The following is a 21,429-nucleotide window of genomic DNA, read 5'->3' on the forward strand; positions in this document are numbered from 1 at the left end:
TTTCTCCGATTTTATGATAAAGTTAACAATTGTAACGAATATGAGTTGGCATTATCTGTGGGTTAAGCAACATCTCCCGTCGTTCACATTTGATTATTTGGTATAAAATATCTATGCAACAAATCTGGTCGCACAAACTCTTCCGATTCATTGCTGTATTCTGTGTCGTGCTTTCCACCTGGGCGATCGCACCCGTAGCAGGCGCTTACAACAACCCTGAACTTTTACCCGAAGTCCAAACCCCGATCATAGATTTAGCTGAACTGCTGACAGACGTTCAAGAAGACCTTTTAGCCGAAGACCTGAAACAGTTTGAATCCCAAACTGGCTGGAAACTCAGGGTTTTAACTCAGTTCGATCGCACTCCCGGTCGCGCCGTTAAGCAATATTGGGGACTTGATGAACACAGTGTCCTATTGGTAGCTGATCAACGCGGCGGTAATATTCTTAACTTTAGTGTCGGTCGGGATCTATACGACCTGCTGACCCGAACCTTTTGGGTCGAACTTCAGACCCGCTACGGTAATCAATACTTTGTCCGCGATAATGGTGAAGATCAATCAATATTGCAATCTATCCAAACCATTGAAACCTGTTTACTCAAAGATGGTGGTTGTCGAGTAGTTCCCGGTCTTCCCAGAGAACAATGGATTCTCACCTTAATCACCTCCGCCTTGGGTGGGGTGATTTGTGGTATTGCGGCTATTCCCCGTAAACCCGGACAAATTGTGGCTTGGCAATGGGCCTTAATCTTTTCTCCCCTGTGGGGCATTTTATTTATAGCCTTCGGTCTGGGTCCGGTAATTAGTCGCACCTCCGACTGGGTTCCGGTAATCCGCAACGTCTCGGCTTTCTTAATCGCTGTTTTGGCGGCTTATCTAACTCCCGCCTTTAACCACTCTTCCACCTCGGAAACTTAAACCTTTGACGATTCCTATAAATTAGGGCGGGTTCAGCAGTTTATTGTCAATTAACCGTGATTTTCTAACCCGCCCATATCTACAAAAACCGCCTTTTTAATTAAAAAGAATTATGGCAGTTTAATCACTCCCAGCAGTCATTTCCACAATTACCCCCCTTGTTTTTACTCAACAAAAACAGCCAATTAACTAATAATTAATTGTTGGCAATTAACTGTTGTTTAATTTGGTCAGCCTTGGCAATTAGATCAACTTGATTGAAGACAGTTTGCTCGCCACTTTTCAACCATTTGAGGTTCACAGTTCCGGCGATCGCTTCAGCATCTCCCAACACCAAACAAGCCACAGCACCACTGCGATCGGCTCGTTTAAACTGTTTACCAAAAGCACTACCACTCAGGTCTAATTCAACCCTCAACCCCGCTTGACGCAGTTTCTGAGCCAAAATCAGACCATTAGCCTCGGCTTTTTCTCCACGAGACACCAAATATAATTCTGGGGTAACTTGTGGAGGTTGGTGCAATTGCTGAAGCAGAATAATTAAACGTTCCAAACCGATCGCCCAACCCACTGCCGGGACTTCCGGGCCGCCAAGTTCCTGGACCAAACCATCATAGCGACCACCGCCGCAAACGGTAGCCTGAGCGCCAAGGTCATCAGAAATAATCTCAAAAGCAGTATGGGTGTAATAGTCCAAACCGCGAACCAGTCGAGGATTGAGGGTGTAAGAAATCCCCAATTCCTTAATCAAATACTGGACTCGTTCAAAGTGAGATTGCGATCGCTCTCCCAGATAGTCCAAAATACTGGGAGCGTCGCGGGTAATTTCCTGGGTGCGTTCATCCTTACTATCCAAAATCCGCATGGGGTTACGGGTAAGGCGATCGCGAGAGTCTTGATCAAGTTCGTCCTGAAAGGGTGTCAGATAATCCACCAAGGCTTGACGATAATTTTGGCGATCGGTGCGATCGCCTACTGAATTAAGATTCAAATGCAGATTGGTGACTCCCAAACTCTTGAGGATATCCACCGCCACCGCGATCACTTCCACATCAGCGCGGGGGTCATCACTACCGAGAACCTCCACCCCAAGTTGATGAAATTGTCGTTGTCGTCCCGCTTGAGGACGTTCGTAGCGAAACATCGGCCCCATATACCATAGTCGTTGTACACCAGGGTTAGCGAATAGTTTTCGCTCAATATAAGCTCGGACTACCCCGGCTGTACCTTCAGGACGCAGGGTAATAGAGCGATCGCCGCGATCGCAGAAAGTGTACATCTCCTTTCCCACCACATCCGTAGCCTCACCGATACCCCTTTCAAACAAGGCAGTTGGCTCAAAAATCGGTGTTCTGATTTCTTGATAATTACCTCGCGCCAAAGTCTCCTCAGCCACAGAAGCTACCCACTGCCAATAACCGACTTCCTCTGGGAGGATATCACGGGTTCCTCGTAAACTTTGAATTGATTCCATCTCTAATATATAAATCCGTGCCAAAATATGACTCACCGCTAGGAGCATGATCCCCATACTCAGGGAAGTTGTGAGCCTTCTGTACTGATCAATTTCCTGGTGATCAATTTATGTTGATGGTGTCTAAAGATTGCCAAGAACCATAGCGATCGCCATAATAAGCTAAAATCCGTTCAACTTGCGAGTTAATGTCCCCGTCAGATGATTCCGAATATTCAATTGATAGGGCTGCGATTTGACTCTCAATGGGGTCAAATTTCGGCAATTCCCCGCCGTCGGTATCTTTAGACATAGGCACTAAACCCGTCTGTACACCCTCCACCTGTCGCAGGTGAGCAGCCACTTCCCGATAAACCGCTAAAGGTAATCGCGGACAGCAAAGGTGATAACAGATTTTTGAGTCACAACTTGCCATGATGATCAGTGATCTATATTTACTCAACTATAGGAGAGGATACAGTTTCATCAACACTATCAGTTAATTCTGCTGATGATTCTGGTTCTGGTAGGGTGCAGCAATTGATATTATCAATGCAAACTTTACCCCATTGCAAAGACCAGCGGACCAACTCCACCCGATTACCTGTCGAGGTTTTAGTCAGGATGTTACTTATGTGGTTATCTACTGTACGTTTGCTGATTTCCAGCTTTTCGGCGATTTCCTGGTTAGTCAAACCGATCGCCACCAGTTCCACAACCTGTAGTTCTCTTTCCGAGAGGGAGACAGGGGATTTGAATTTACTGTCGGACATAGAGGTATCCTATCTCTGCATATTTACTTACTTATCACCATTTTAAACTGTACAATCCATTTGCGTCTTCTAACCTCAGATGCTTCTGCCCCAGCGCAGATTCTGTGAACTCTATTTTTGACAGTCAAGATGAATCATTCTCGCGTTATTTGCCTCGGTGAAATTTTATTTGATTGCTTGGCAGACGAGCCTAACCAGTCCTGGGGAGAAGTTAAGTCTTGGACGGCTCACCCGGGAGGGGCTCCGGCTAATGTCGCTTGTGCTTTGGTGAAATTGGGAACCTCTGCCGGGTTTATTGGGGCGGTGGGTTCTGATGAAGGCGGCGATCGCCTCCTGGGGTTTCTTCAATTGGTCGGGGTTGATACTACAGGCATTCAAAGACACCCATCAGCACCCACCCGACGGGTTTATGTGTTGCGTTCAGGCACTGGTGAGCGAGAGTTTGCCGGATTTGGGAATCTCAATACTATCGATTTCGCTGATGCCTATTTGCAAGCCGAAGCTATACCAGAGTCTTTGTTTGTAAATGCTGACTTCTTGGTGTTGGGTACATTGGAACTCGCCTATCAGCAAACCCGCCATGCTATTACTCATGCTTTGAGGTTAGCCGATCGCTATAATCTCAAGATTTTAGTAGATATTAACTGGCGACCGAATTTTTGGCCAGACCCGGAAGCAGCCAAACCCCTAATTATGGATTTGCTTAAACAGGTTGATTTTGTCAAATTATCAGAGTCTGAAAGTATCTGGCTATTTGATACCACTGATCCTGGTACCATTAACTATCGCCTAAACTCCGTGGAAGGGGTGTTAGTTACTAAAGGCGATCGCGGCTGTTCTTACTGTCTCGGAGATCATGAGGGTTATTTTCCCGGATTTTCTGTCCCAGTTCAAGATACCACTGGCGCAGGTGATGGCTTTGTGGCTGGCTTTATTCACCAAGTTTTGCAGTTGGGTATCCCTAGCCTCCATAACCCCGAAACCGCTAGGGCGATCGTTACCTATGCTAGTGCAGTGGGAGCCTTGGTTACTACTGAATTAGGAGCGATCGCTGCCCAACCCACCGCCGCCCAAGTTGAGGAATTTCTAAAACAGCAGCCATAGCCACCGAAAATTGATAAGTCTTATTACTGGGGGCGGGTTCAGTAATCAGTTTTGATTCTCAACAGTCCAACTACTCAACCCGCCCTTATTCAATAGGTGCGAGAATTAGAGCCTAGTCAAAGCCGAGATTTTCGCTAATTTATCTTGACCCAAAACCTGTAATTCTTCCAGGCTTAACCATCCCTGTTTAACTAATGTGGCTAACACAAACACACTGGCAGCATCTCGATAGTCATACTTACCATCAATATCGTGTCTTCTGGCACTCAAAAAATCATGCAATTTCCACACCTCGTCAATTTCTGTCAGATTAAACGCTTTTTGTTTAACCTCATCAATCAGAATCTTAACCTCCCGCTCATAAGCCTTGTGTAAGGCATCTACAGCCGCGTTTTTATCCTGTTCAGACCAATTAATTTCACTCACTTATCATTACCTAATTGAGCATTACCACAGCCGATATTTGCTCGATATTTAGTGCGCGAGTACCGTATGAATATATCTAGGCAATAAATAGGTGCTATCAATCATCATATAGCCATCAGAAATCTTCGATAAATCATTATGAACTTTATCTCCTGTGGTTGTAATTTGATCTGAACCGCTGGTAGTTCACAAATCATTTCATAATGCTATATTAAACACGGTCTTCTTTCTCCTATTAACCTCAAGTAACTTTTTACTGCCCGTAACACTACAATCATCGCCACATTCAATCGATGGGGAATCGACTTTATCCCCAGCAGAAAAGGGAGCGCTTTTGTTGAGAAAACGCTCGCCTATATAATTTCTAGGTGAACTCCATTCTAGCGCACCAAGTTCAACAACTCTTTGGGAGATGCTAACAAATCGATCGCCACAAAGAAAACCTTATTTTCTGGGTTCAGCAAGAAGCGCCAAGCAATATTCATCCCCACATTACCACCAAACCAGGGAGTTTGCACTTTACCAGTAACCTTAATCTGAGTATAGCCATCTTCCGTCGGTTCAGAAACACCTCGTTCTGGGATTAACTTCAAGTTCTGGCATTCTTCCCGGAAAAACCGCAGCACATTATCGCGACCAACAATTGGTTTTTGGAAAGGAGGTTGTAACGCTCCATCTTCTGCAAACAGACTAATTAAGTTATCAAAATCGTTAGCATTCAAGTTGTCCATGTATTGCAGGACTGTGGAATTGGTCACACCTTCGATTTGAACTTTAGTCCGTTGGGACATCTCTTGAGGAGGTACAACAGGTTCTGCTACCCGTTGATAGCTGCCTAATTTGCTGGTATCGAACCCCATATCAACAACACAATTACGCAGCACCGTGATTTGTTGACCTGGATCAATACCTTGAATCGTCACTAGGATAGCGTTGGCGTTAGCTGAGAGTTTGTAGCCTTCGGGAATGGGCGCAACAAGTCCTTGATCCATGAAACGCCCTAGTTCATACCAGAAACCCAGCTTGATATTAGGAGACCAACTAGCATAGGTACGACAAATGGGAGTATCTGTCCGGTTCGCCAGGTCACACATAGCTTGGGTTTGCTGTAGGGGAGTCATCTGCCGAATTTCCTCTAGGGTTTTTTCAGCAAACTGCATATTCGCCGCCCCGGGAGCCGCAATGGTGATGGTTTTACCCATTTCCAGATACGCAAACCAAATGAGAGCCAGTTGATCTTCGGCACTAAGCTGCTTGAACCGAGCGATCGTCGCCGGAACTACGTCAGCCGCTAGGGTTTCTGGAAAAATGCTACGAGCCGAGTCAATGGTGAATGGCATTATGTGTACCTCTACTTCAATTTCTGTTAAAGCAACTTTACCATACTTAACAAAAATTTACAAGTTTAGGTATCTCAGAATGCAGAATTTTTTTTTATACCACCGATTAGTCAGGGGAGGGCTTAACTTTTCACTCTTGACCCGGATAGCGCGATACAATAGGCGCACAGCTTGGTAAATTGGGCAAATTGACTAAAATATGGCAGTTGAGATCGAACGTAAATTTTTAGTGCGCGGGGACCAGTGGCGATCGCTTTCTGTGGGAGTGGTTTACCGTCAGGGCTATATCACCACCACCCCAGAAAAAACCGTCCGAGTCCGCATCGCCGGAAATCAGGGCTATTTGACCATTAAGGGCGCTTCTGAGGGCTATCAGCGCGCCGAGTTTGAATATCTGATTCCCATTGAGGATGCCGAACAGATGTTATCTAGTTTATGCGTTGGCCCTCTCATTGAAAAGAAACGCTATAAAATTCCCATCGGTGATCTGATCTGGGAAGTTGACGAATTTTTCGGGGATAATCAGGGGTTAATTTTAGCCGAAGTGGAATTAAACAGCCCGGAGCAGGCTGTGGAGTTACCAGAGTGGATCGGGGAAGAAGTTAGTCACGATTACCGATATTATAACGCTAATTTAACCAAGTTTCCCTATACTCAGTGGGCATATCAAGTGAGGACAACAATCATGGAATTTCAGACCCAAGTTCAACGAGAATGTTATGAACAGGTCGCTATCTGGATGGAGGAGATGTTCACTCAGTATCCTTGGGAAAAATTAGACGATCCTGGCTTTGGTTTATTTCTGGGTTCCGCGTGGGTGGAAGTGCGAATTTACCCCTGGCACGAAGATGCTGTCATTGAAACGCGATCGCTCGTAGTTCAAGGGGCAGAAATTACCCCGGAATTGATGCAATTTTTATTATTGAAAAATTCTCAAATGCGCTTTGGTGGTTTTGCGATCGATGACCATGATCATATTTACCTTAGCCATACCATAGTCGGTTCAACCTGTGACCCCGGAGAATTAGAGTCCTCAGTTTTATCTGTCTTAGAAACAGCCGACGATTTTGATGATCAAATCATCCAGAAGTGGGGCGGTAAACGGGCTTTAGACATTGTACCATAATCGTTTTGCTACCAACCATCAAACTAGGGCATTATCCCGAATCTTAACAATTAAACCGCGATCGCCCTTGTTGAGTTGCCGTTAAATACTGTTCTAAAGTCTCCCAGTCTTCCTGTTGAATGGCGAGTGTAATTTTATCTAAACTTTCGCGATAATTAGACAAAGACTTTAACACAGCTTCCCGATTATACTTAGCCATCATCACCCCTAACTCTGGGTTCCCACCACCCACCCGGCTGGTGTCTCGAAACCCAGAACTTGCTAGTTGATAAGCCAGATCCAGGATATCCTGATTTTCCTCAGTAGCCGTCGCAGCAATGAGACTAGCGCTAACCATGACCGGGAGATGAGAGATCCAAGCTACCGCCCGATCATGGTCCATGGGGGAACATTGATAAACCCTCGCGCCTAGTAAATTAGCGATCGCCACCACTACCTCCGTCGCTTCTGGGGGGGTGGTTTCCGTGGGAGTAATTACATAGGGTCGCCCTACAAATAACTTTAACTGTGCCGCATCAATACCACTATAAGCTGTTCCCGCCATGGGATGTCCTCCCACAAAGTTCCGCCTTATAGGAGATATAATATCAACAATAGGAGTTTTTACCGAACCTACATCTGTTAAAATGGCGTGAGGATTCAGGTGTTCCAATAGTTGTTCAACCGTAGAAGCGATCGCCCCTATTGGGGTACAAATAAACACAATATCCGCCCTAGCCATTAAGGACAAACTACAAGAGGCTTCATCAACCGCCCCCATAGCGATCGCCCTTTCACAGGTAGACTGGCGGCGAGAAACCCCCAACACCCGCCCCCCCTGTAGCACTGATTCTCCCAGAGGTTCAGTTAATCCCTCCCTCTCCAACAAAGAACGCAAATCCAAGCCTAGGGAACCGCCAATCAAACCCAATCCGACAATACCAATGTTCATTAAATATTATTAAGTGCGATCGCTGCCCTGAGTTTACCAGTGAGAAAAACTGGCAGCCCCAATGCACAACCAAATAACTTTAAATTAATTCCCAATCAAGCAAACTTTTGGCAAATTGTCAACCCAAAACCCCATAGAGATTTATGACACCAGCTCAACGAATTGACATATCCCCCCCAAATTTTGATAGAATAACAGTTTAATTTGCCGACATTAAACTGGAGCGAAAAAGGCATGGATGCCGAAGAACTGCTGCTAGAATACCAATCCGGGAACCGTGATTTTAGTGCCATTCTGCTATGTGAAGCCAATCTGAGCCGGGTCAATCTTAGTCAGGCTAATTTTACCGAAGCCGTTTTGAGCGTTACCAACTTTAGCGGAGCCAACCTAACAGGCGTTAACCTAACTCGAGCCAAACTGAACGTTTCCAAACTTAGCGGCGCTATTCTCCAGGGAGCCAACCTCAATGAAGCAGTTCTCAACGTCGCCAACCTGATCAGAGCCGATCTCAGTCAAGCCAACCTCGTCGATGCGTCCTTAATTCGCGCCGAACTAATGCGAGCCGAACTCAGCGAAGCCATAGTCAATGGGGCGAATTTAACCGAAGCAGATTTAAGAGAAGCCACCCTCAGACACGCCGACCTCCAACAAACCAATTTATCCGGCGCTAACCTATCAGAAGCCTGTTTAATTCTCAGTAACCTAGAAAGATCCAACCTAACCCGTGCTGATCTTACACGAGCCGATCTCAGGGGGGTTAATCTCCGTAACGCTGAACTGCGACAAGCTGAACTAAATGGCGCAGATCTTCGTGGTGCTAACCTGAGTGGCGCAAATCTCCGCTGGGCGAATTTAAGTGGTGCTAACCTGAGTGGCGCCAACTTAGAAGCCACCCAATTAAGTGGCGCAAGTTTACGCGGTGCTAATCTTAGTGGCGCAAGTTTACTCAATTGTAGCGCCATTCATGCTGATTTAACCCAAGCTAATTTGATAGACTGTGACTGGACAGATGCTAACCTGCGAGGTTCCGCATTGACAGGAACTAAACTTTATGGATTGTCCAGATTTAGTTTAATTGCAGATGAGATCACCTGCGATTGGATTGATCTGAGTCCTAACGGTGATGGTAGCAAAATACAGCGTTTTAGTTCCCAACAAGCTCATCAATTTTTTAACGTTGAATCTCCCACCGTTCAAATCCGTATTAATGCCCCCCTAGACCCAGATACCCACTGCATTTTAGCTTCCATATATCGGCAAATTATCCAACACTATCCCTTTATCAAATCTCCCCCTAGCATTGATATAGGTTCGCGCCGAACCCTCTTATCGTTTAGAATAGATGATGAGGAACAGCTATTTCTGACAGCTTATGTAGTGATTCTACCCTTTGCAGATGTCGCCAAAACCAGAGAGTGTATTCTGGAATCATTGCGGATGCTCACCTTGGAAAATAGTTCTCAAATGGGAGTCAGATTATCTAACCAAGTGATTCAGTTTGGCATCGATATAATTAAAAAAATCAGCCGTTTAGAAGACCATTTGTTATCCGAAAAGTTACAGGAAGAAATTGACGGCAATCATCCATTTTTTCACCATCCTACTCAAACCATTTTAAGTAACTTAGTCGGGGAATATTTAGCTATTCATAGCCATCCCGAATTTGGGAGGAAGTTTAGTCATATTCCTGGGTTGATGGATTTATCCAAAATCACACCCGAAAAATATCGGCAAATGGCAATGGCAACACCAGATATTTTCACCAGTTTTGTAGCCAGTTTTGATTCCCCATAATTATGTCATCAAAAATCCTCTAGCTCCCTCGTTAATTGCTCTCTTAATCATTTTAACATCAACAGTGAATTTTCCACAGAATGACAGATACTAACAACCATCAAAATTCTGAGAGTGACGTTCTTAAAGTTTATGAAATTGTCAAAAAATATCGAGATGGAGAACGAGATTTTGAGGACATCAATTTAAACGAAATCAATTTGAGTCGAATTAACCTAGCCGGAGCTAATTTAAGTGGTGCATCCTTGAGTGTAGCTAATTTAAGCGCCTCGGATTTAAGGGAAGTGAATTTGAGTCGTGCTAATCTGAATGTAGCTCGATTAAGTAATGCTAATCTCACCAAAGCTATTTTAAATCAAGCCACCATTAATGTAGCTAATTTAGCAAGAGTAGATTTGACGGAAGCACAGTTAATTAACTCCCTATTAATTCGAGCTGAATTAATTAGAGCGAAACTCACTAAAGCTAACTTCACCCAAGCCAACTTAAATGGGGCGGATCTGCGTGAAACCAAACTTCAGCAGACTAACTTTAATGGTGCTAATTTAAGTGGTGCGAACCTGCGAGGCGCTTCTGGAGCTTTGACTAAATTTACCAAAACCGACCTACGAGGAGCGGATTTAGTTAAAGTTAATTTACCTAAAGCTGATTTTAGTAATGCGGAATTAAGACAAGCAAATCTGACCTATGCTAACTTGAGTAATGCTGATTTTAGTGGTGCAAATATGCGCTGGATTGACCTACAAGGCGCTGACCTCAGTGGTGCTAATTTGACAGAGGCTAACCTCAGTGGCGCTAATTTATCCGGTGCTAATTTAAGCAGCGCGGTGTTAGTAAAGGCTAGTTTAGTTCACGCTGACTTGAGCCAAGCTAACTTAATTCGAGCCAATTGGAGTGGCGCAGACTTGTCGGGAGCCACATTAACTGGCGCTAAACTTTATCAAGTTTCTAGGTTTAATCTAAAAGCTGATGAGATTACCTGTGAATGGGTGGATTTGAGTGCTAATGGTGATCATAGTCAGGTTTATCATTTTGATCGGGAAAGTCTCCGAAAGTTTTTTAATCAAACTCGACCTATAGTTGAGATTCTGGTTAATTCCTCCTTAGATCAAGATGCGAATATGGCTTTAGCCAACATTTACCACAAAATTGCTCAAGAGTTTCCCGTCATGGAACGTCCCCCCAGCCTAGAAGTAGGCGATCGCACTACCAAAATCACATTTATTGCTAACCAAGAACAAGAACTATTTGCTATTGGCTGTCTGGCTATTTTACCCTTTGATGATGCTCCCCAAACCCAGAAAAATATCGTGAATTTACTGCGTCAGATTCAAGATTCCGGGCTGACCAAAGAACGGCGATCGCAATTGTTAAGCGCTATGAGTAAAGTCATTGCCAAAGTTAATGAGATGAAAAAAATAGCCCGCACCATTCGCTCAGAATTCAATCCGCCATTTTTTAGTAAACCGACCCGCACGCAATTAACCAATGGCGGCCAGAAAATGATTATGGTTCATGAAAACTCGCAAATCAGCAAACTCAATCCCTCTCCTAATAGTGGTTCCGATGCCAATTCCACCCCTAATTTTGACCAAGTAATGGCTTTTATTAACAGTTTCAATGATATGCCCTAACAGTAGCATCAAATCTCCAGGTTAACCATTAATCATTCATGGGTCCGGGTTCGATGCTGTGGGTTGGTCGGTGTTCTGCTCACTACAAGCTAAACTAGAAGTCGATGGGCTGAAGTTGAGAACCTCTGGCACCATTACTAAATATTTGGCTTGATAACCCTGTGATTGAAGTAGAAGCACATAATCTGGTTCGTCGTTTGGTGCAGTCCGTTGGTGACATGGACTGGCCACACTATTTGACAATGACAAGATTAGTGGCGCGCGCCTTGCGTTTGGGACGTAGTGCATTAATTCAAACCGGGGTGATGCCAAAAGTCCTCGATCATCCCTATCGGTTTAGTTATCTAATTCCGGTTTTAGTTGGGAAAAAAGCCACTGTCATCGTCGCCTCCGAATCGGTAATTGAGCAACTCTTGACCGTAGAAGTTCCCAAAATTCAGGGTATTACAGATGCAGATGATCAGAAATTACCCCTGATGGCGATTCAAAAAGGCGATCGCTGGCCAAGTCAAGATTTTCAGGGTTTGCTACTAACCACCCCTCAAATATGGTTAGCAGATAGACTAGGCGAAAACCAGCACTTTCCCCCACATATTCCCACCATTATTGATGGTGCCGATGATTTAGAACAGTGGAGTCGCGATCGCCTCACCGTCGCCTTAGAATGGTCAGACTGGACCCTATTAACCCAGAATCGACCAGAATGGCGAGACACCCTCCAGTTAACCCAAGTGCGTCTAATTCGCTCAATTTTCGCGCACCCAGCTAATCTTTATGGTTGTCATCTCCTCGACTCCGAAGAACAGGATATTCTCCAAAATCTGTTTGTGGCTCTTACACAACCCACAGAATCAACTACTACCTCAGCCGAAACCTCTAGTCAACGCTTAGACTCTCGGTGGCACGAGTTTTACCATCAATGGTTATCTGAAAATCAACTAAAGTGGGTAGAAGTTGACCGCGCGCAGGGTTCATTCAAATTATATTGCAGTCCCCTAGAAGTGGCTTCAGCTTTGAGTCCCATTTGGGAAAAACAACCCGTAGTCTTGATTGGCGGCGCTTTAGACTTGGATAAAAACGCTCCCATTTATCGTCAGAGCATGGGATTAGGGGATTTAACCTGTGTGAAATTTACACCCGATCGCCAAAGCCAATTAATTCAACTTTATCTACCTTCTGGGATACCCATGCCAAATACACCCCAGTTTGAGAAGGCATTAATTGAGCAATTGCGGACCTTACTATGTATGAGTATCAATATTAGTGGTTTGAAAGTTATATTGGTTGAGGATATTCCCCTCAAAGGAAGAGTGGCGGCGGTGTTAGCTTCTGAGTTTGGTTCCCTAGTACAGGTGGAAACCACGGCTATCAGCGAAACAGGGGTTTTAGTTACGGGTTGGCAATTTTGGCGAAACCATCAGCATCAGTTAGTTTCTCCCCATTTGTTAGCGATCGCCACTTTACCCTTACCCTCCCTAGAAAATCCCCTAGTAGCCGGGACGGTCGCCTACTACAAACAGCAGCGCCAGGACTGGTTTCGGCTATATTTACTCCCCGCCGCCTTAAGAGAGTTACAGGGTGCTGTCGCTCCCGTTCGCCACAAACAAGGTATCGTAGCCCTATTAGATAGTCGGGTAACTCGTCGCACCTATGGAAAACAGGTACTAACAGCCCTGAGTCCCCACGTTCAAATCGATTATCTCGACACCACCTGGTTAAATATTTAACTGGCTTGATTGTCCTTGCCAACAGTGCTATGATACCATCAATTTCCTTTCCCCAATTGGGCCAAGTTTTTAACTCGGTTTTTTTGATAATCGCCCACCATTTAAATTAGATCTATGAATCAAAAATTGGCAATTCCCCTACTTAGCTTAATCCTGAGTGTGGGCTTTACTGGATATGCAGCGGCGGAAACTGTTTTAGAACAAATTGAACGAACTGGAGTCCTGCGGGCGGGTGTACGGACTGATGCGGTTCCCTTTAGCTATTTAAACGATAATGGCGAGATCGAGGGATATTCTGTCGATTTGATTAGGTTGATTCATGGTCGCCTTGAAGAGAAGCTAAACCAGCCGATCCGGTTGGAGATGACTACTGTTACCCTACTCGATCGCTTTGAACAAGTCCAAAAGGGAAACCTAGACCTGGTGTGCGAGGCTACTAGCATCACCGCTGAACGGGAAAATGGGGTGGATTTTTCTACTCCCTTTTTTGTAACGGGGATTCAGATGTTAGTCAAAACTGAAAATCGCGATCGCCTTGACCCCACCCAACTATCCGAAACAGACATTTCAACCGTTAGCTTGGAACGGGTTACCATTGGATTTTTAGAATCTACCACCGCTGATAGCGAGTTGCGCCCAGTTTACCCAGAAGCCCAATGGGAAGCCGTCCCTAGCCGCGCTGAAGGTATCCGCCGCTTACAGGCAGGGGAATTACAAGGCATTGTTAGTGATGGTATTCTGTTGCTTGGACAGTTGTGGAAAGATGGGAGCGATCGCCAGAACTTTCAACTGGTTCCCAGCCAACCCCTGACCTTCGAGAATTACGGATGTATCCTACCCATGAACAGCCGGGAGTGGAGCCGAGTAGTTAATTCAACTATTGCCAGCCCAGAAAACACTACCCTTTGGAATCAATGGTTTGATACCAACCAAGGTAGGTTCCCTTATCGTAAATTTGAATAAGTATTGACCGAGAATATGCCGATCAACAAACCGGGAAATCTGGAGGGGGTTTCTCGTGTTTTGGGGAGGCGAAATTAATCGTATATTCTGCCTGCATGAGTTTTGACATCCGCCTATCCGTCCCGGCGTGCGCTAACGGGGCTTTCCATCTATTTCAACAAATCAAAGATTGACAATTGTTGAAATGCTGGACGGGTTGACGCTTCATTGAGATGTGCTTTCTTTACAGAAAGTCTGACCCTCTCTCCACATCCGTTTAAAGTCTCCAAATGCCCTCCGGCGACCTTAATATTAATCGCAGCGTTAACATCTCTATCATGAGATGTGCCACAATTTAAACAAGTCCACTATCTCATATTTAATTCTTTTTTGCCACCGCGAAAACCGCAGCCAGAACCGGTTTGAGAAGTGGGAATCCATCTATCAATGACACGAAAATCACGCCCGTACATAACAGATTTAACTTCTAGCATTGTTCTAAAACTGCGCCAACCCAAATCTGAAATAGCACGGGATAGTTTTCGGTTTTTCATCATCCCTGAAACATTTAAATCTGCCAAGACTATCGTTTGGTTTTCACGAATAATCCGAGTTAACAATTTCTGAAGAAAATCGTTTCTGGTATCAGAAATCTTGGCGTAAAGTTTAGCTAATTTCTTTCTAGCAACTTCCCTTCTTTTACTACCTTTCTGTTTCCTAGACAAATTACGTTGTAATCTTCTTAAACGCTTTAGTTGTTTCTTTAAAGGCTTAGGATATTTAACTTTCTCACCATTGCTTAATGTAGCAAAATCAGTGATTCCTAAATCAATTCCTACAGAATTTTGGTTTTCCGGTAAGGGTTGAGGATTAAACTCAACAACAAAACTGACAAAATACCTATCAGCACTGTCTTTGATTAAGGTAGCACTAGAAGGTTTTGTGGGTAACTCTCTACTCCAGACTACTTTAATATCACCAATTTTAGCGATGTAAATGTAATCGGAATTAAGGTGTTTAAAACCATTATCCATAAACCTAGCGGATTGCTTAGATTTACGCTTTTTAAACTTGGGAGGTTTAACTTTCTTACCTTTTCTTTGTCCTTTACAGGATTTGAAAAAGTTAGAGTAAGCCTGCTCTAAATCTCTTAAATACTGTTGTAAGGGAATAGAAGAAACTTCTCCCAACCAGATTTTCTCCTCGGTTTTTTTGAGTTCTGTAAGTCTTTGAGAAAGTTCCTTGAACTTAGGCTTTTTGTGACCCGCACGGTATTGTTATTGACAATATGCTAAGGCATCGTTAAATATTACCCGACAGCATCCGAACAATTGAGACATCAATCTCTATTGTTGGTCTGTTGGGTAAATTCGATATCGATATCTTAGCTTCATACTGTAAAAATGTATGAGTCTGCATTAATTATAGCTAGGAGTCTGGTAGATGTCAACCCTTTGACGAAAAGAGCGTCTGTTTCGGATTTAAAGATTCATTTGGTCTGTGTGACTAAGTATCGTCGCCAAATCTTGACAGTGGAGAGCCGGATGTTAATCCTGAAGTCTTTTCGAGAAGTGGCTGAAAAAATGAATTTTCAAGTGCTGGAATTTAATGGGGAGTCAGACCATATTCATACCTTAGTTGAATACCCTCCTCAACTCTCTATTTCTGTCATAGTAAATGCTTTAAAAGGAGTTGACAGTCGTAGATATGGGCAAGCCAGATTCCCTAAACCCTACGGAAAAGAATCTTTATGGTCGCCTAGTTATTTTGTATCTTCAAGCGGTGGCGCACCATTAGAGGTTCTGAAGTCTTACATTAAAAACCAAGAAAAGCCGTCGTAGAACGACGGGGTTTTCAACCAAAAATTTTCGATAATTTACTCAACAACGTGGAGTAATCCCCGACGTAGGCGATCGAATACTTCGTTAATGCAGTCGTGTTCTTCATCACTCAGACATTCCTTGGATAGAAGCAAGTACATAAGTTGCTTTTGGTCCTCGCGGGTGATCTTGCGAGAAACAAAAATGCGATCAATTAGAGCATCGAGATTGTTAGATGAGGGTGAGAATTGCGCCAGCATGGGAACTCATATAACGCTATGTAGCTATTATCTTACGTTCTGGGGATTATGGAAGTGATAGAGCGCGTCAGCCATTGTGATTGTGATCAATATTAAACCTGATTGAGATCACAATTGCCGCATATATACCACCCAAGTCATGGGCGGAAAATGGTATAGAATAAAGGTTCATGAACGCTTACTCGCTACCGGAGATCTTCGATGAAATTCCCAATTCTAACGATGATTACCCTGTCGATTGCTATCCTACCAATGGCTCCGGTCCAGGCTAGTAATTTACAGGAGATCCGACAACTCCTATCAACTAAAGAATGTCCAAACTGCAATCTGACTAATGCGGGCTTGGTGTTAGCAGATCTCAGCGGCGCGAACCTCAGCGGGGCTAACCTGACTGGGGCTAACCTGAGTCGTGCTAACCTGACTGGGGCTAATCTGACTGGGGCGAACCTGACTGGGGCGAGTTTATTTGGGGCGAACCTGACTGGGGCGAACCTGACTGGGGCGAACCTGGCGGGGTCGGATTTGCGAGGCGCTTATTTGGCTAATGCGATCGCCCTTGAGGCTAATATTACTGAGGCTCAATTAATTGGAGTGGTGGGACTCCCGACTAATATTGGCAACGCCGAGGATTTCTATCGCCTGGGAGTTAAAGAAGCCTTGGCAGGGAACTATAAAAATGCCATAGACCACTACAACCGCGCCCTGAGTCTCAATCCTAACCTGGCGGCGGCTTATTTTGCTCGCAGTATGGCTTGGGCTGATAGTGGTGATTTAAATAGAGCCATGTCGGATGCTAAACAGGCTCAAGAACTATATAATAGATGGGGGAGCCAGGAAGGGCAGGAAATTACTGCTCAGTTGATTGAAATTATCGAATTTCGTCAAAATCCCCAGGAACTTAGAGCCCGTAATGGCGGGGTTATGGGACTTCTGGAAAGTGCTACTCCCCTACTGTTAAGATTTCTGTTCTAAGAAGCAGAAATAATTGAGTGAAGACTACTGTTGGTTTAATGCGAGTTGTGATGGAGTTGTAGACTATGGGCGATCGCCAAAATCAATCTTTTTGGGATTCCGTAAACCAGAAAGTATCCGGTCTGCCTAAAAATTGGAGTCAACCCGCATCAGGGTTGGGTAAATCCCTGAGCGATCGAGCCACGGAAACAGCTCGAAAAACAGCAACTGAGATAGGGGATTCGATTACTCATCGCGCTTCCGAAGTGGGGAAAGCCGCAATACATACAGCCACCAATTCTGGGGCTTCTGTGGTGAAACGCGCTCAAGGATGGGTGGAAAATATTTATCCAGAAGCCGAGGACGAAATCCCCACTAATCCAGAATATGACTGGAGTACAGATGAGCTTTATCATATTTTTGTCCCGGCTCCAATTGCCACCAATGGGGGGACTCAAATGGTTATGGTAAAAACAGGTAAAAGATATGAAGTGAAAATCCCACCCCATAGCTCAGAAGGTGCTAATCTGCGTCTGAAAGGGTGTGGATTGCAGGGAGAGGATGCCTTTTTAATTTTGCATACTTTACTCAACCAGCCCTCTGATAATATTGACCGTAAAATCAACAACCTGATTGTACAATCTCCCATTCATGACCGCAGTAAAGTTAGATGTTTTCAGGCTTATAATAATCTGCAATCAGGCTCGGCTATCACAGACCCTAATACCCTCAATTTGCTGGATTATTTGTTTCTGTCTTCTCCTGTATATTCCGAGTTAAGTCAGCGCTATCTTATTGCTAGTTATAATTCCCGATTAATGGCTATTGAAAAATCTATTGAGTCAGCCTTAAATGCAGGTCAATTAGAACTAACAGAACAACGAGATATCCGCAGCACTTATCAATATTTGCGTGCCGGGGAGATGGTTACTAATTTAGACAACCTCACTCGTCTGGATGCGATAGTTTTGCATTCCTCCCTCCCTAAGATTATCAAACAATATTATCTGAGATCTAGTGCAATGGCTTGGTCAATGACTGTAGATGCCATAATTATTAGTAGTATTAATACCTGCCAGACCATTGCACAGGAAGAACGACCAGATTTTTTATCTGTATTTACCAAGTTTCGTCAGGGAAAAAACATTCAGAATCAGCCCCTATTCAAACGCTTTGAGGCTTGGATAGCACAAGCTGAAATTCCCCAAGTGTGTCAGGTGATTTTTTACCTATGGCGAGAAGGTAGCTTTCAGCTGCACAGTGAATTACCATCAGACCATTGGGAACAGTCCTGGAAAGCGATCGCTACTGCTAAAGCCTATATAAACGAGACCCAACCCCAACAGAGACCTTCAGCCAACTTCCCACCCATTGAAGTTTTACCTGGAACTCTAGCCGAGTCGGCTTATAACAGTGTCTCCCGTGGTGGTTTGGGTCTGTTATCGGGAATGCCAATGCTAGAGGGGATAACTGGATTAATTGGGACAGCAGCCCTGGTGGCGATCGCCCAAGTAGCCTTACTCCCCGCTACCGAAAAAATGGCCTTGGGTATAGGTCATAATAGCGATCGCACCACCACAGCCACAGGTAAAAATTGGCAAGCTGTGGGTTCCTTTGGAGACACACCCAACCCTCGATCTAGTAAATTATCTGGCTTACCCGCCTATAGAGACATGATCACAGAACTCCAAGGCTTACAAGCCATAACTCAGCCGGGGGAGTGGCTGCCGGAAAGAGTGTTATCTTCTCAATTTGATGTGAGACAATTATTTACATATCAGAAAACCCGCCAGCAAACCATCAAAGTCTTGGAAACCCAGATGTATGCCTAATCATACAGCCCCCTGCCATGCCACTGATCAGTACAGGGATAAATACTTATCCCTTAAGCTATCCACTTGTCAACTACATATAATGTTAAAATAAACAATCCCAAATAATCATTTAAGTAGTGGCGATTTGAGGATAGCTACAGCATTTGGTATTAACTTCCTAGTTGGTGAGGTGTTTTTTGTGAGTCAGCCTATCTCTAAAACCCATAGAGAATCTAAATCTCTAGTCTTTTATCTCCAGTTCCTATGCCTTTGACACTTCTAGTCGTTGATGATGATTTGGGAACTCGCCTTTCGATTAGCGATTATCTGGAAATGTCAGGATATATGGTCATTTCTGCCACCAATGGTCAGGAAGCACTCGAATTGGTAGAAAAGCATCAACCACACCTGATAGTAACAGATATTGCCATGCCAGAAATGGATGGTTTTGAGCTAGTCAAGCGAGTTCGTTCCCAACCTGGTTTCCGTTTGTTACCAGTGATTTTTTTAACCGCTCATACCAGTACCGAAGAGCGGATTCGGGGCTATCAACTCGGGTGTGATAATTATCTCCCTAAGCCTTTTGAATTAGATGAGTTAGGTGTAGTGATTAGGGCGCTTTTAGAGCGATCGCAACTCATTGAAGCAGAATGGAGGTCTCGGATTAATGAACCCCTATCAAACCATACCAGTCCCCGTTATAAACGGCATCATTTTCACAGTTTATCAACTACCAACATTCATCTCACCGAACGAGAACAACAGGTTTTGAACCTACTTACAGAAGGATTATCCAACGTCAAAATCGGAAATTCTCTGCATCTGAGTTCTCGCACTGTCGAAAAGTATGTTAGCAGTTTACTCCGCAAAACTGACAGCAGTAACCGCGCTGCACTGGTACGGTTTGCCTTGGAAAATGACCTAATTAATTAACCGATGGTTGATTAACTACAAATTCTAATAAGCCTTCACAGGCATCTAGTAGCAAATCAATCACCTGATTAAAACCTTCCGGGCCACCATAGTAGGGATCGGGAACTTCTTTGAGGGTATGATGGCTACAGAAATCGCACATTAGCTTAACCTTATCACCATATTTTTTCCCTCGATCAAGATACAGAATTTGCTGATAATTGTCCTGATCCATCGCCAAAATTAGATCGAAATTATCAAAATCGGAGGCGGTGAACTGACGAGCAGAACCCTTGAGGACAATGCCTCGTTTTTTCGCAGCCATAGTCATACGAGGATCAGGGGCCGAACCAATATGATAGCCTGATGTCCCCGCCGAATCACAGACAATGCGATCGCTCAAATTAGCCTCTTCGATCAGATGATTCATAATATTCTCGGCTGAAGGCGATCGACAAATATTTCCCAGACAAACAAATAACAATCTATAGGACATAGTTGGAAACACGATTTTTGACTATGGCACTAACGCCATAATTATATAATTTCACATAATTTCATTCGGATCAATTCCCAATTCCTGTAAACGAGCTGCTAGGCGATCGGCTCGTTGTCGTTCCCGTTCCGCTCGTTCTTCACTAGATAACAGTAAATTACCATCACTATCCCACCAACGCAACCAAGGTAATTCCACGTTCTGATATATTCCCGACCAGATACCTAACTCTACTCCCATTTCGGGAATTGGGTAATGATTGCGGTTATTTGGGGTTAGCAACTCATAGAAACTACCCTCTAAACGATACACTTCTACCTGAGATTTTTCCACTTCATAGATGGCATAATACGGCGTTCTTATTACCGTTTCATAAATCCAAAACTTGCCTTTCCAAGCGGTTTTATCCCGTTCTTCTGAACCATCCCCAGATACAAATTCGATGATGATTTGGGGACGGATTAATTCTTGCCACAATACATAAGACCGTCGCAGTTTACCATTGAGGGTCGGGGGAACATTCGCCACATAAAACCAGTCCGGTGCTTCCGCTCCTTTTTGGGGTGGGTCTGTAATGCGCCAGTAAATCCCACTATCTTGACCAATGCAATATTGTCCGTCTGGATGTATTTGATTAAGAACCGGACGAATAGAATCGGTTAATAGGATACTTTGGGGGTGTTCTTGAAAGTTTTTCACAAAGGTTCCGTCTTCACAGGGAAGTTGGGTATGATCCGGTAGAGTCGTTAAAGATTCGGTGGCAGTCATATACAAGAGAACCGATAGTTCTGACTTGACTATAGCATATCTGACAAGGCGATCGCTCCTCTCCTTCTCTTTTCCACTTCTATGACACTAAAGCCCAAATTGGATAATTTCAGATGATTTCATTAGGATCAATTCCCAATTCCTGTAAACGAGCTGCTAGGCGATCGGCTCGTTGTCGTTCCCGTTCCGCTCGTTGTTGTTCCCGTTCCGCTCGTTCTTCACCAGATAACAGTAAATT

General features: G+C 44.2%; 21 protein-coding genes and 2 pseudogenes. 11 read left to right on the forward strand and 12 right to left on the reverse strand.

The annotated features are described in order from the left end of the window. Window positions 1–113: 113 nt before the first annotated feature. Window positions 114–920 carry a TPM domain-containing protein gene (locus P5683_RS02875; protein ID WP_006669763.1) on the forward strand — a complete coding sequence of 269 codons (807 nt, stop codon included), beginning with the start codon at window positions 114–116 and terminating at the stop codon, window positions 918–920. A gap of 196 nt (window positions 921–1,116) precedes the next feature. Here P5683_RS02875 and hisS read toward each other — a convergent pair whose 3' ends face one another. From hisS to P5683_RS02890, 3 genes are all read right to left on the reverse strand, one after another. Further along, complete coding sequence (hisS, locus tag P5683_RS02880; RefSeq protein ID WP_048895408.1) at window positions 1,117–2,394, reverse strand: histidine--tRNA ligase; 1,278 nt, start codon at window positions 2,392–2,394, stop codon at window positions 1,117–1,119. A gap of 103 nt (window positions 2,395–2,497) precedes the next feature. After that, window positions 2,498–2,809, reverse strand: a complete 312-nt coding sequence (locus P5683_RS02885) for a hypothetical protein (RefSeq protein ID WP_006625887.1) — start codon at window positions 2,807–2,809, stop codon at window positions 2,498–2,500. Between the two features lie 19 nt (window positions 2,810–2,828). Further along, complete coding sequence (locus P5683_RS02890; protein WP_006625886.1) at window positions 2,829–3,146, reverse strand: helix-turn-helix transcriptional regulator; 318 nt, start codon at window positions 3,144–3,146, stop codon at window positions 2,829–2,831. 129 nt (window positions 3,147–3,275) lie between these two features. Between P5683_RS02890 and P5683_RS02895 the strand changes: the two genes are divergently transcribed. Further along, window positions 3,276–4,250, forward strand: a complete 975-nt coding sequence (locus P5683_RS02895) for a carbohydrate kinase (RefSeq protein WP_008050568.1) — start codon at window positions 3,276–3,278, stop codon at window positions 4,248–4,250. A 105-nt stretch (window positions 4,251–4,355) separates the two neighbouring features. Here P5683_RS02895 and P5683_RS02900 read toward each other — a convergent pair whose 3' ends face one another. Further along, entirely contained in the window at window positions 4,356–4,676 is a 321-nt protein-coding gene (locus P5683_RS02900; RefSeq protein WP_006625884.1) for a hypothetical protein, read from the reverse strand. Window positions 4,677–5,056: 380 nt separating this feature from the next. Next, window positions 5,057–6,016 carry an orange carotenoid-binding protein gene (locus P5683_RS02905; protein WP_006625883.1) on the reverse strand — a complete coding sequence of 320 codons (960 nt, stop codon included), beginning with the start codon at window positions 6,014–6,016 and terminating at the stop codon, window positions 5,057–5,059. 199 nt (window positions 6,017–6,215) lie between these two features. Between P5683_RS02905 and P5683_RS26380 the strand changes: the two genes are divergently transcribed. Next, entirely contained in the window at window positions 6,216–7,142 is a 927-nt protein-coding gene (locus P5683_RS26380) for a CYTH domain-containing protein (RefSeq protein ID WP_008050571.1), read from the forward strand. Between the two features lie 43 nt (window positions 7,143–7,185). Here the strand turns inward: P5683_RS26380 and P5683_RS02920 are convergent, their stop codons facing one another. After that, window positions 7,186–8,073 carry a prephenate/arogenate dehydrogenase gene (locus P5683_RS02920; protein ID WP_006625881.1) on the reverse strand — a complete coding sequence of 296 codons (888 nt, stop codon included), beginning with the start codon at window positions 8,071–8,073 and terminating at the stop codon, window positions 7,186–7,188. Window positions 8,074–8,307: 234 nt separating this feature from the next. Here P5683_RS02920 and P5683_RS02925 point away from each other — a divergent pair, with 234 nt between their 5' ends. From P5683_RS02925 to P5683_RS02940, 4 genes are all read left to right on the forward strand, one after another. After that, the gene (locus P5683_RS02925; RefSeq protein ID WP_006625879.1) at window positions 8,308–9,867 is read left to right on the forward strand and encodes a pentapeptide repeat-containing protein; all 1,560 of its coding nucleotides are present in this window, start codon (window positions 8,308–8,310) and stop codon (window positions 9,865–9,867) included. 80 nt (window positions 9,868–9,947) lie between these two features. Then, window positions 9,948–11,501, forward strand: coding sequence for a pentapeptide repeat-containing protein (locus P5683_RS02930; RefSeq protein ID WP_006625878.1), 1,554 nt, complete (start codon window positions 9,948–9,950; stop codon window positions 11,499–11,501). Window positions 11,502–11,662: 161 nt separating this feature from the next. After that, window positions 11,663–13,228: a helicase C-terminal domain-containing protein gene (locus P5683_RS02935; protein ID WP_006669760.1), complete on the forward strand. Its 1,566-nt coding sequence runs from the start codon at window positions 11,663–11,665 to the stop codon at window positions 13,226–13,228. Between the two features lie 114 nt (window positions 13,229–13,342). Continuing rightward, entirely contained in the window at window positions 13,343–14,191 is an 849-nt protein-coding gene (locus P5683_RS02940; protein WP_006625876.1) for an amino acid ABC transporter substrate-binding protein, read from the forward strand. 149 nt (window positions 14,192–14,340) lie between these two features. On the opposite strand, the pseudogene P5683_RS26385 reads toward P5683_RS02940, so the two are convergent. From P5683_RS26385 to P5683_RS26390, 3 genes and pseudogenes are all read right to left on the reverse strand, one after another. After that, window positions 14,341–14,511: pseudogene (locus tag P5683_RS26385) on the reverse strand (RNA-guided endonuclease TnpB family protein); the annotation flags it as partial. 27 nt (window positions 14,512–14,538) lie between these two features. Beyond that, window positions 14,539–15,384 (reverse strand): annotated as a pseudogene (locus P5683_RS02945) (RNA-guided endonuclease InsQ/TnpB family protein); the annotation flags it as partial. Window positions 15,385–15,447: 63 nt separating this feature from the next. Next, the gene (locus P5683_RS26390) at window positions 15,448–15,513 is read right to left on the reverse strand and encodes a helix-turn-helix domain-containing protein (RefSeq protein ID WP_321201176.1); all 66 of its coding nucleotides are present in this window, start codon (window positions 15,511–15,513) and stop codon (window positions 15,448–15,450) included. Between the two features lie 60 nt (window positions 15,514–15,573). Between P5683_RS26390 and tnpA the strand changes: the two genes are divergently transcribed. Then, on the forward strand, window positions 15,574–16,011 hold the full coding sequence (gene tnpA / locus P5683_RS02955) for an IS200/IS605 family transposase (protein ID WP_315669411.1): 438 nt from the start codon (window positions 15,574–15,576) through the stop codon (window positions 16,009–16,011). Between the two features lie 35 nt (window positions 16,012–16,046). On the opposite strand, the gene P5683_RS02960 is transcribed toward tnpA, so the two are convergent. Beyond that, window positions 16,047–16,250 (reverse strand): hypothetical protein, encoded by a 204-nt coding sequence (locus P5683_RS02960; protein ID WP_006625873.1) that lies wholly within the window; start codon window positions 16,248–16,250, stop codon window positions 16,047–16,049. 201 nt (window positions 16,251–16,451) lie between these two features. Between P5683_RS02960 and P5683_RS02965 the strand changes: the two genes are divergently transcribed. The 3 genes from P5683_RS02965 (at window position 16,452) to P5683_RS02975 (ending at window position 19,948) form a co-directional block, all read left to right on the forward strand. Further along, a complete protein-coding gene (locus tag P5683_RS02965; RefSeq protein WP_315640621.1) occupies window positions 16,452–17,222 on the forward strand; it encodes a pentapeptide repeat-containing protein in 771 nt (256 codons plus the stop codon). A gap of 65 nt (window positions 17,223–17,287) precedes the next feature. Beyond that, on the forward strand, window positions 17,288–19,033 hold the full coding sequence (locus tag P5683_RS02970; RefSeq protein WP_006625871.1) for a hypothetical protein: 1,746 nt from the start codon (window positions 17,288–17,290) through the stop codon (window positions 19,031–19,033). Window positions 19,034–19,279: 246 nt separating this feature from the next. Then, window positions 19,280–19,948 carry a response regulator transcription factor gene (locus P5683_RS02975; RefSeq protein WP_006625870.1) on the forward strand — a complete coding sequence of 223 codons (669 nt, stop codon included), beginning with the start codon at window positions 19,280–19,282 and terminating at the stop codon, window positions 19,946–19,948. Here the strand turns inward: P5683_RS02975 and P5683_RS02980 are convergent. Together P5683_RS02980 and P5683_RS02985 are read right to left on the reverse strand one after the other, a co-directional pair. Further along, the gene (locus tag P5683_RS02980) at window positions 19,941–20,423 is read right to left on the reverse strand and encodes a low molecular weight protein-tyrosine-phosphatase (RefSeq protein WP_006669755.1); all 483 of its coding nucleotides are present in this window, start codon (window positions 20,421–20,423) and stop codon (window positions 19,941–19,943) included. The genes P5683_RS02975 and P5683_RS02980 overlap by 8 nt on opposite strands. Window positions 20,424–20,474: 51 nt before the next feature. Beyond that, window positions 20,475–21,191: a Uma2 family endonuclease gene (locus tag P5683_RS02985; RefSeq protein WP_315648632.1), complete on the reverse strand. Its 717-nt coding sequence runs from the start codon at window positions 21,189–21,191 to the stop codon at window positions 20,475–20,477. Window positions 21,192–21,429 lie beyond the last annotated feature (238 nt).

It is taken from the genome of Limnospira sp. PMC 1279.21 (assembly GCF_032349615.1).
Classification (GTDB): domain Bacteria; phylum Cyanobacteriota; class Cyanobacteriia; order Cyanobacteriales; family Microcoleaceae; genus Limnospira; species Limnospira fusiformis.

Bases quoted from the DNA above. Each gene is read 5' to 3' on its own strand.
- P5683_RS02875 (WP_006669763.1), top strand. From the start codon at position 114: ATGCAACAAATCTGGTCGCACAAACTCTTCCGATTCATTGCTGTATTC.
- hisS (WP_048895408.1), bottom strand. From the start codon at position 2,394: ATGGAATCAATTCAAAGTTTACGAGGAACCCGTGATATCCTCCCAGAG.
- P5683_RS02885 (WP_006625887.1), bottom strand. From the start codon at position 2,809: ATGGCAAGTTGTGACTCAAAAATCTGTTATCACCTTTGCTGTCCGCGA.
- P5683_RS02890 (WP_006625886.1), bottom strand. From the start codon at position 3,146: ATGTCCGACAGTAAATTCAAATCCCCTGTCTCCCTCTCGGAAAGAGAA.
- P5683_RS02895 (WP_008050568.1), top strand. From the start codon at position 3,276: ATGAATCATTCTCGCGTTATTTGCCTCGGTGAAATTTTATTTGATTGC.
- P5683_RS02905 (WP_006625883.1), bottom strand. From the start codon at position 6,016: ATGCCATTCACCATTGACTCGGCTCGTAGCATTTTTCCAGAAACCCTA.
- P5683_RS26380 (WP_008050571.1), top strand. From the start codon at position 6,216: ATGGCAGTTGAGATCGAACGTAAATTTTTAGTGCGCGGGGACCAGTGG.
- P5683_RS02920 (WP_006625881.1), bottom strand. From the start codon at position 8,073: ATGAACATTGGTATTGTCGGATTGGGTTTGATTGGCGGTTCCCTAGGC.
- P5683_RS02925 (WP_006625879.1), top strand. From the start codon at position 8,308: ATGGATGCCGAAGAACTGCTGCTAGAATACCAATCCGGGAACCGTGAT.
- P5683_RS02930 (WP_006625878.1), top strand. From the start codon at position 9,948: ATGACAGATACTAACAACCATCAAAATTCTGAGAGTGACGTTCTTAAA.
- P5683_RS02940 (WP_006625876.1), top strand. From the start codon at position 13,343: ATGAATCAAAAATTGGCAATTCCCCTACTTAGCTTAATCCTGAGTGTG.
- tnpA (WP_315669411.1), top strand. From the start codon at position 15,574: ATGTATGAGTCTGCATTAATTATAGCTAGGAGTCTGGTAGATGTCAAC.
- P5683_RS02960 (WP_006625873.1), bottom strand. From the start codon at position 16,250: ATGCTGGCGCAATTCTCACCCTCATCTAACAATCTCGATGCTCTAATT.
- P5683_RS02965 (WP_315640621.1), top strand. From the start codon at position 16,452: ATGAAATTCCCAATTCTAACGATGATTACCCTGTCGATTGCTATCCTA.
- P5683_RS02970 (WP_006625871.1), top strand. From the start codon at position 17,288: ATGGGCGATCGCCAAAATCAATCTTTTTGGGATTCCGTAAACCAGAAA.
- P5683_RS02975 (WP_006625870.1), top strand. From the start codon at position 19,280: ATGCCTTTGACACTTCTAGTCGTTGATGATGATTTGGGAACTCGCCTT.
- P5683_RS02980 (WP_006669755.1), bottom strand. From the start codon at position 20,423: ATGTCCTATAGATTGTTATTTGTTTGTCTGGGAAATATTTGTCGATCG.
- P5683_RS02985 (WP_315648632.1), bottom strand. From the start codon at position 21,191: ATGACTGCCACCGAATCTTTAACGACTCTACCGGATCATACCCAACTT.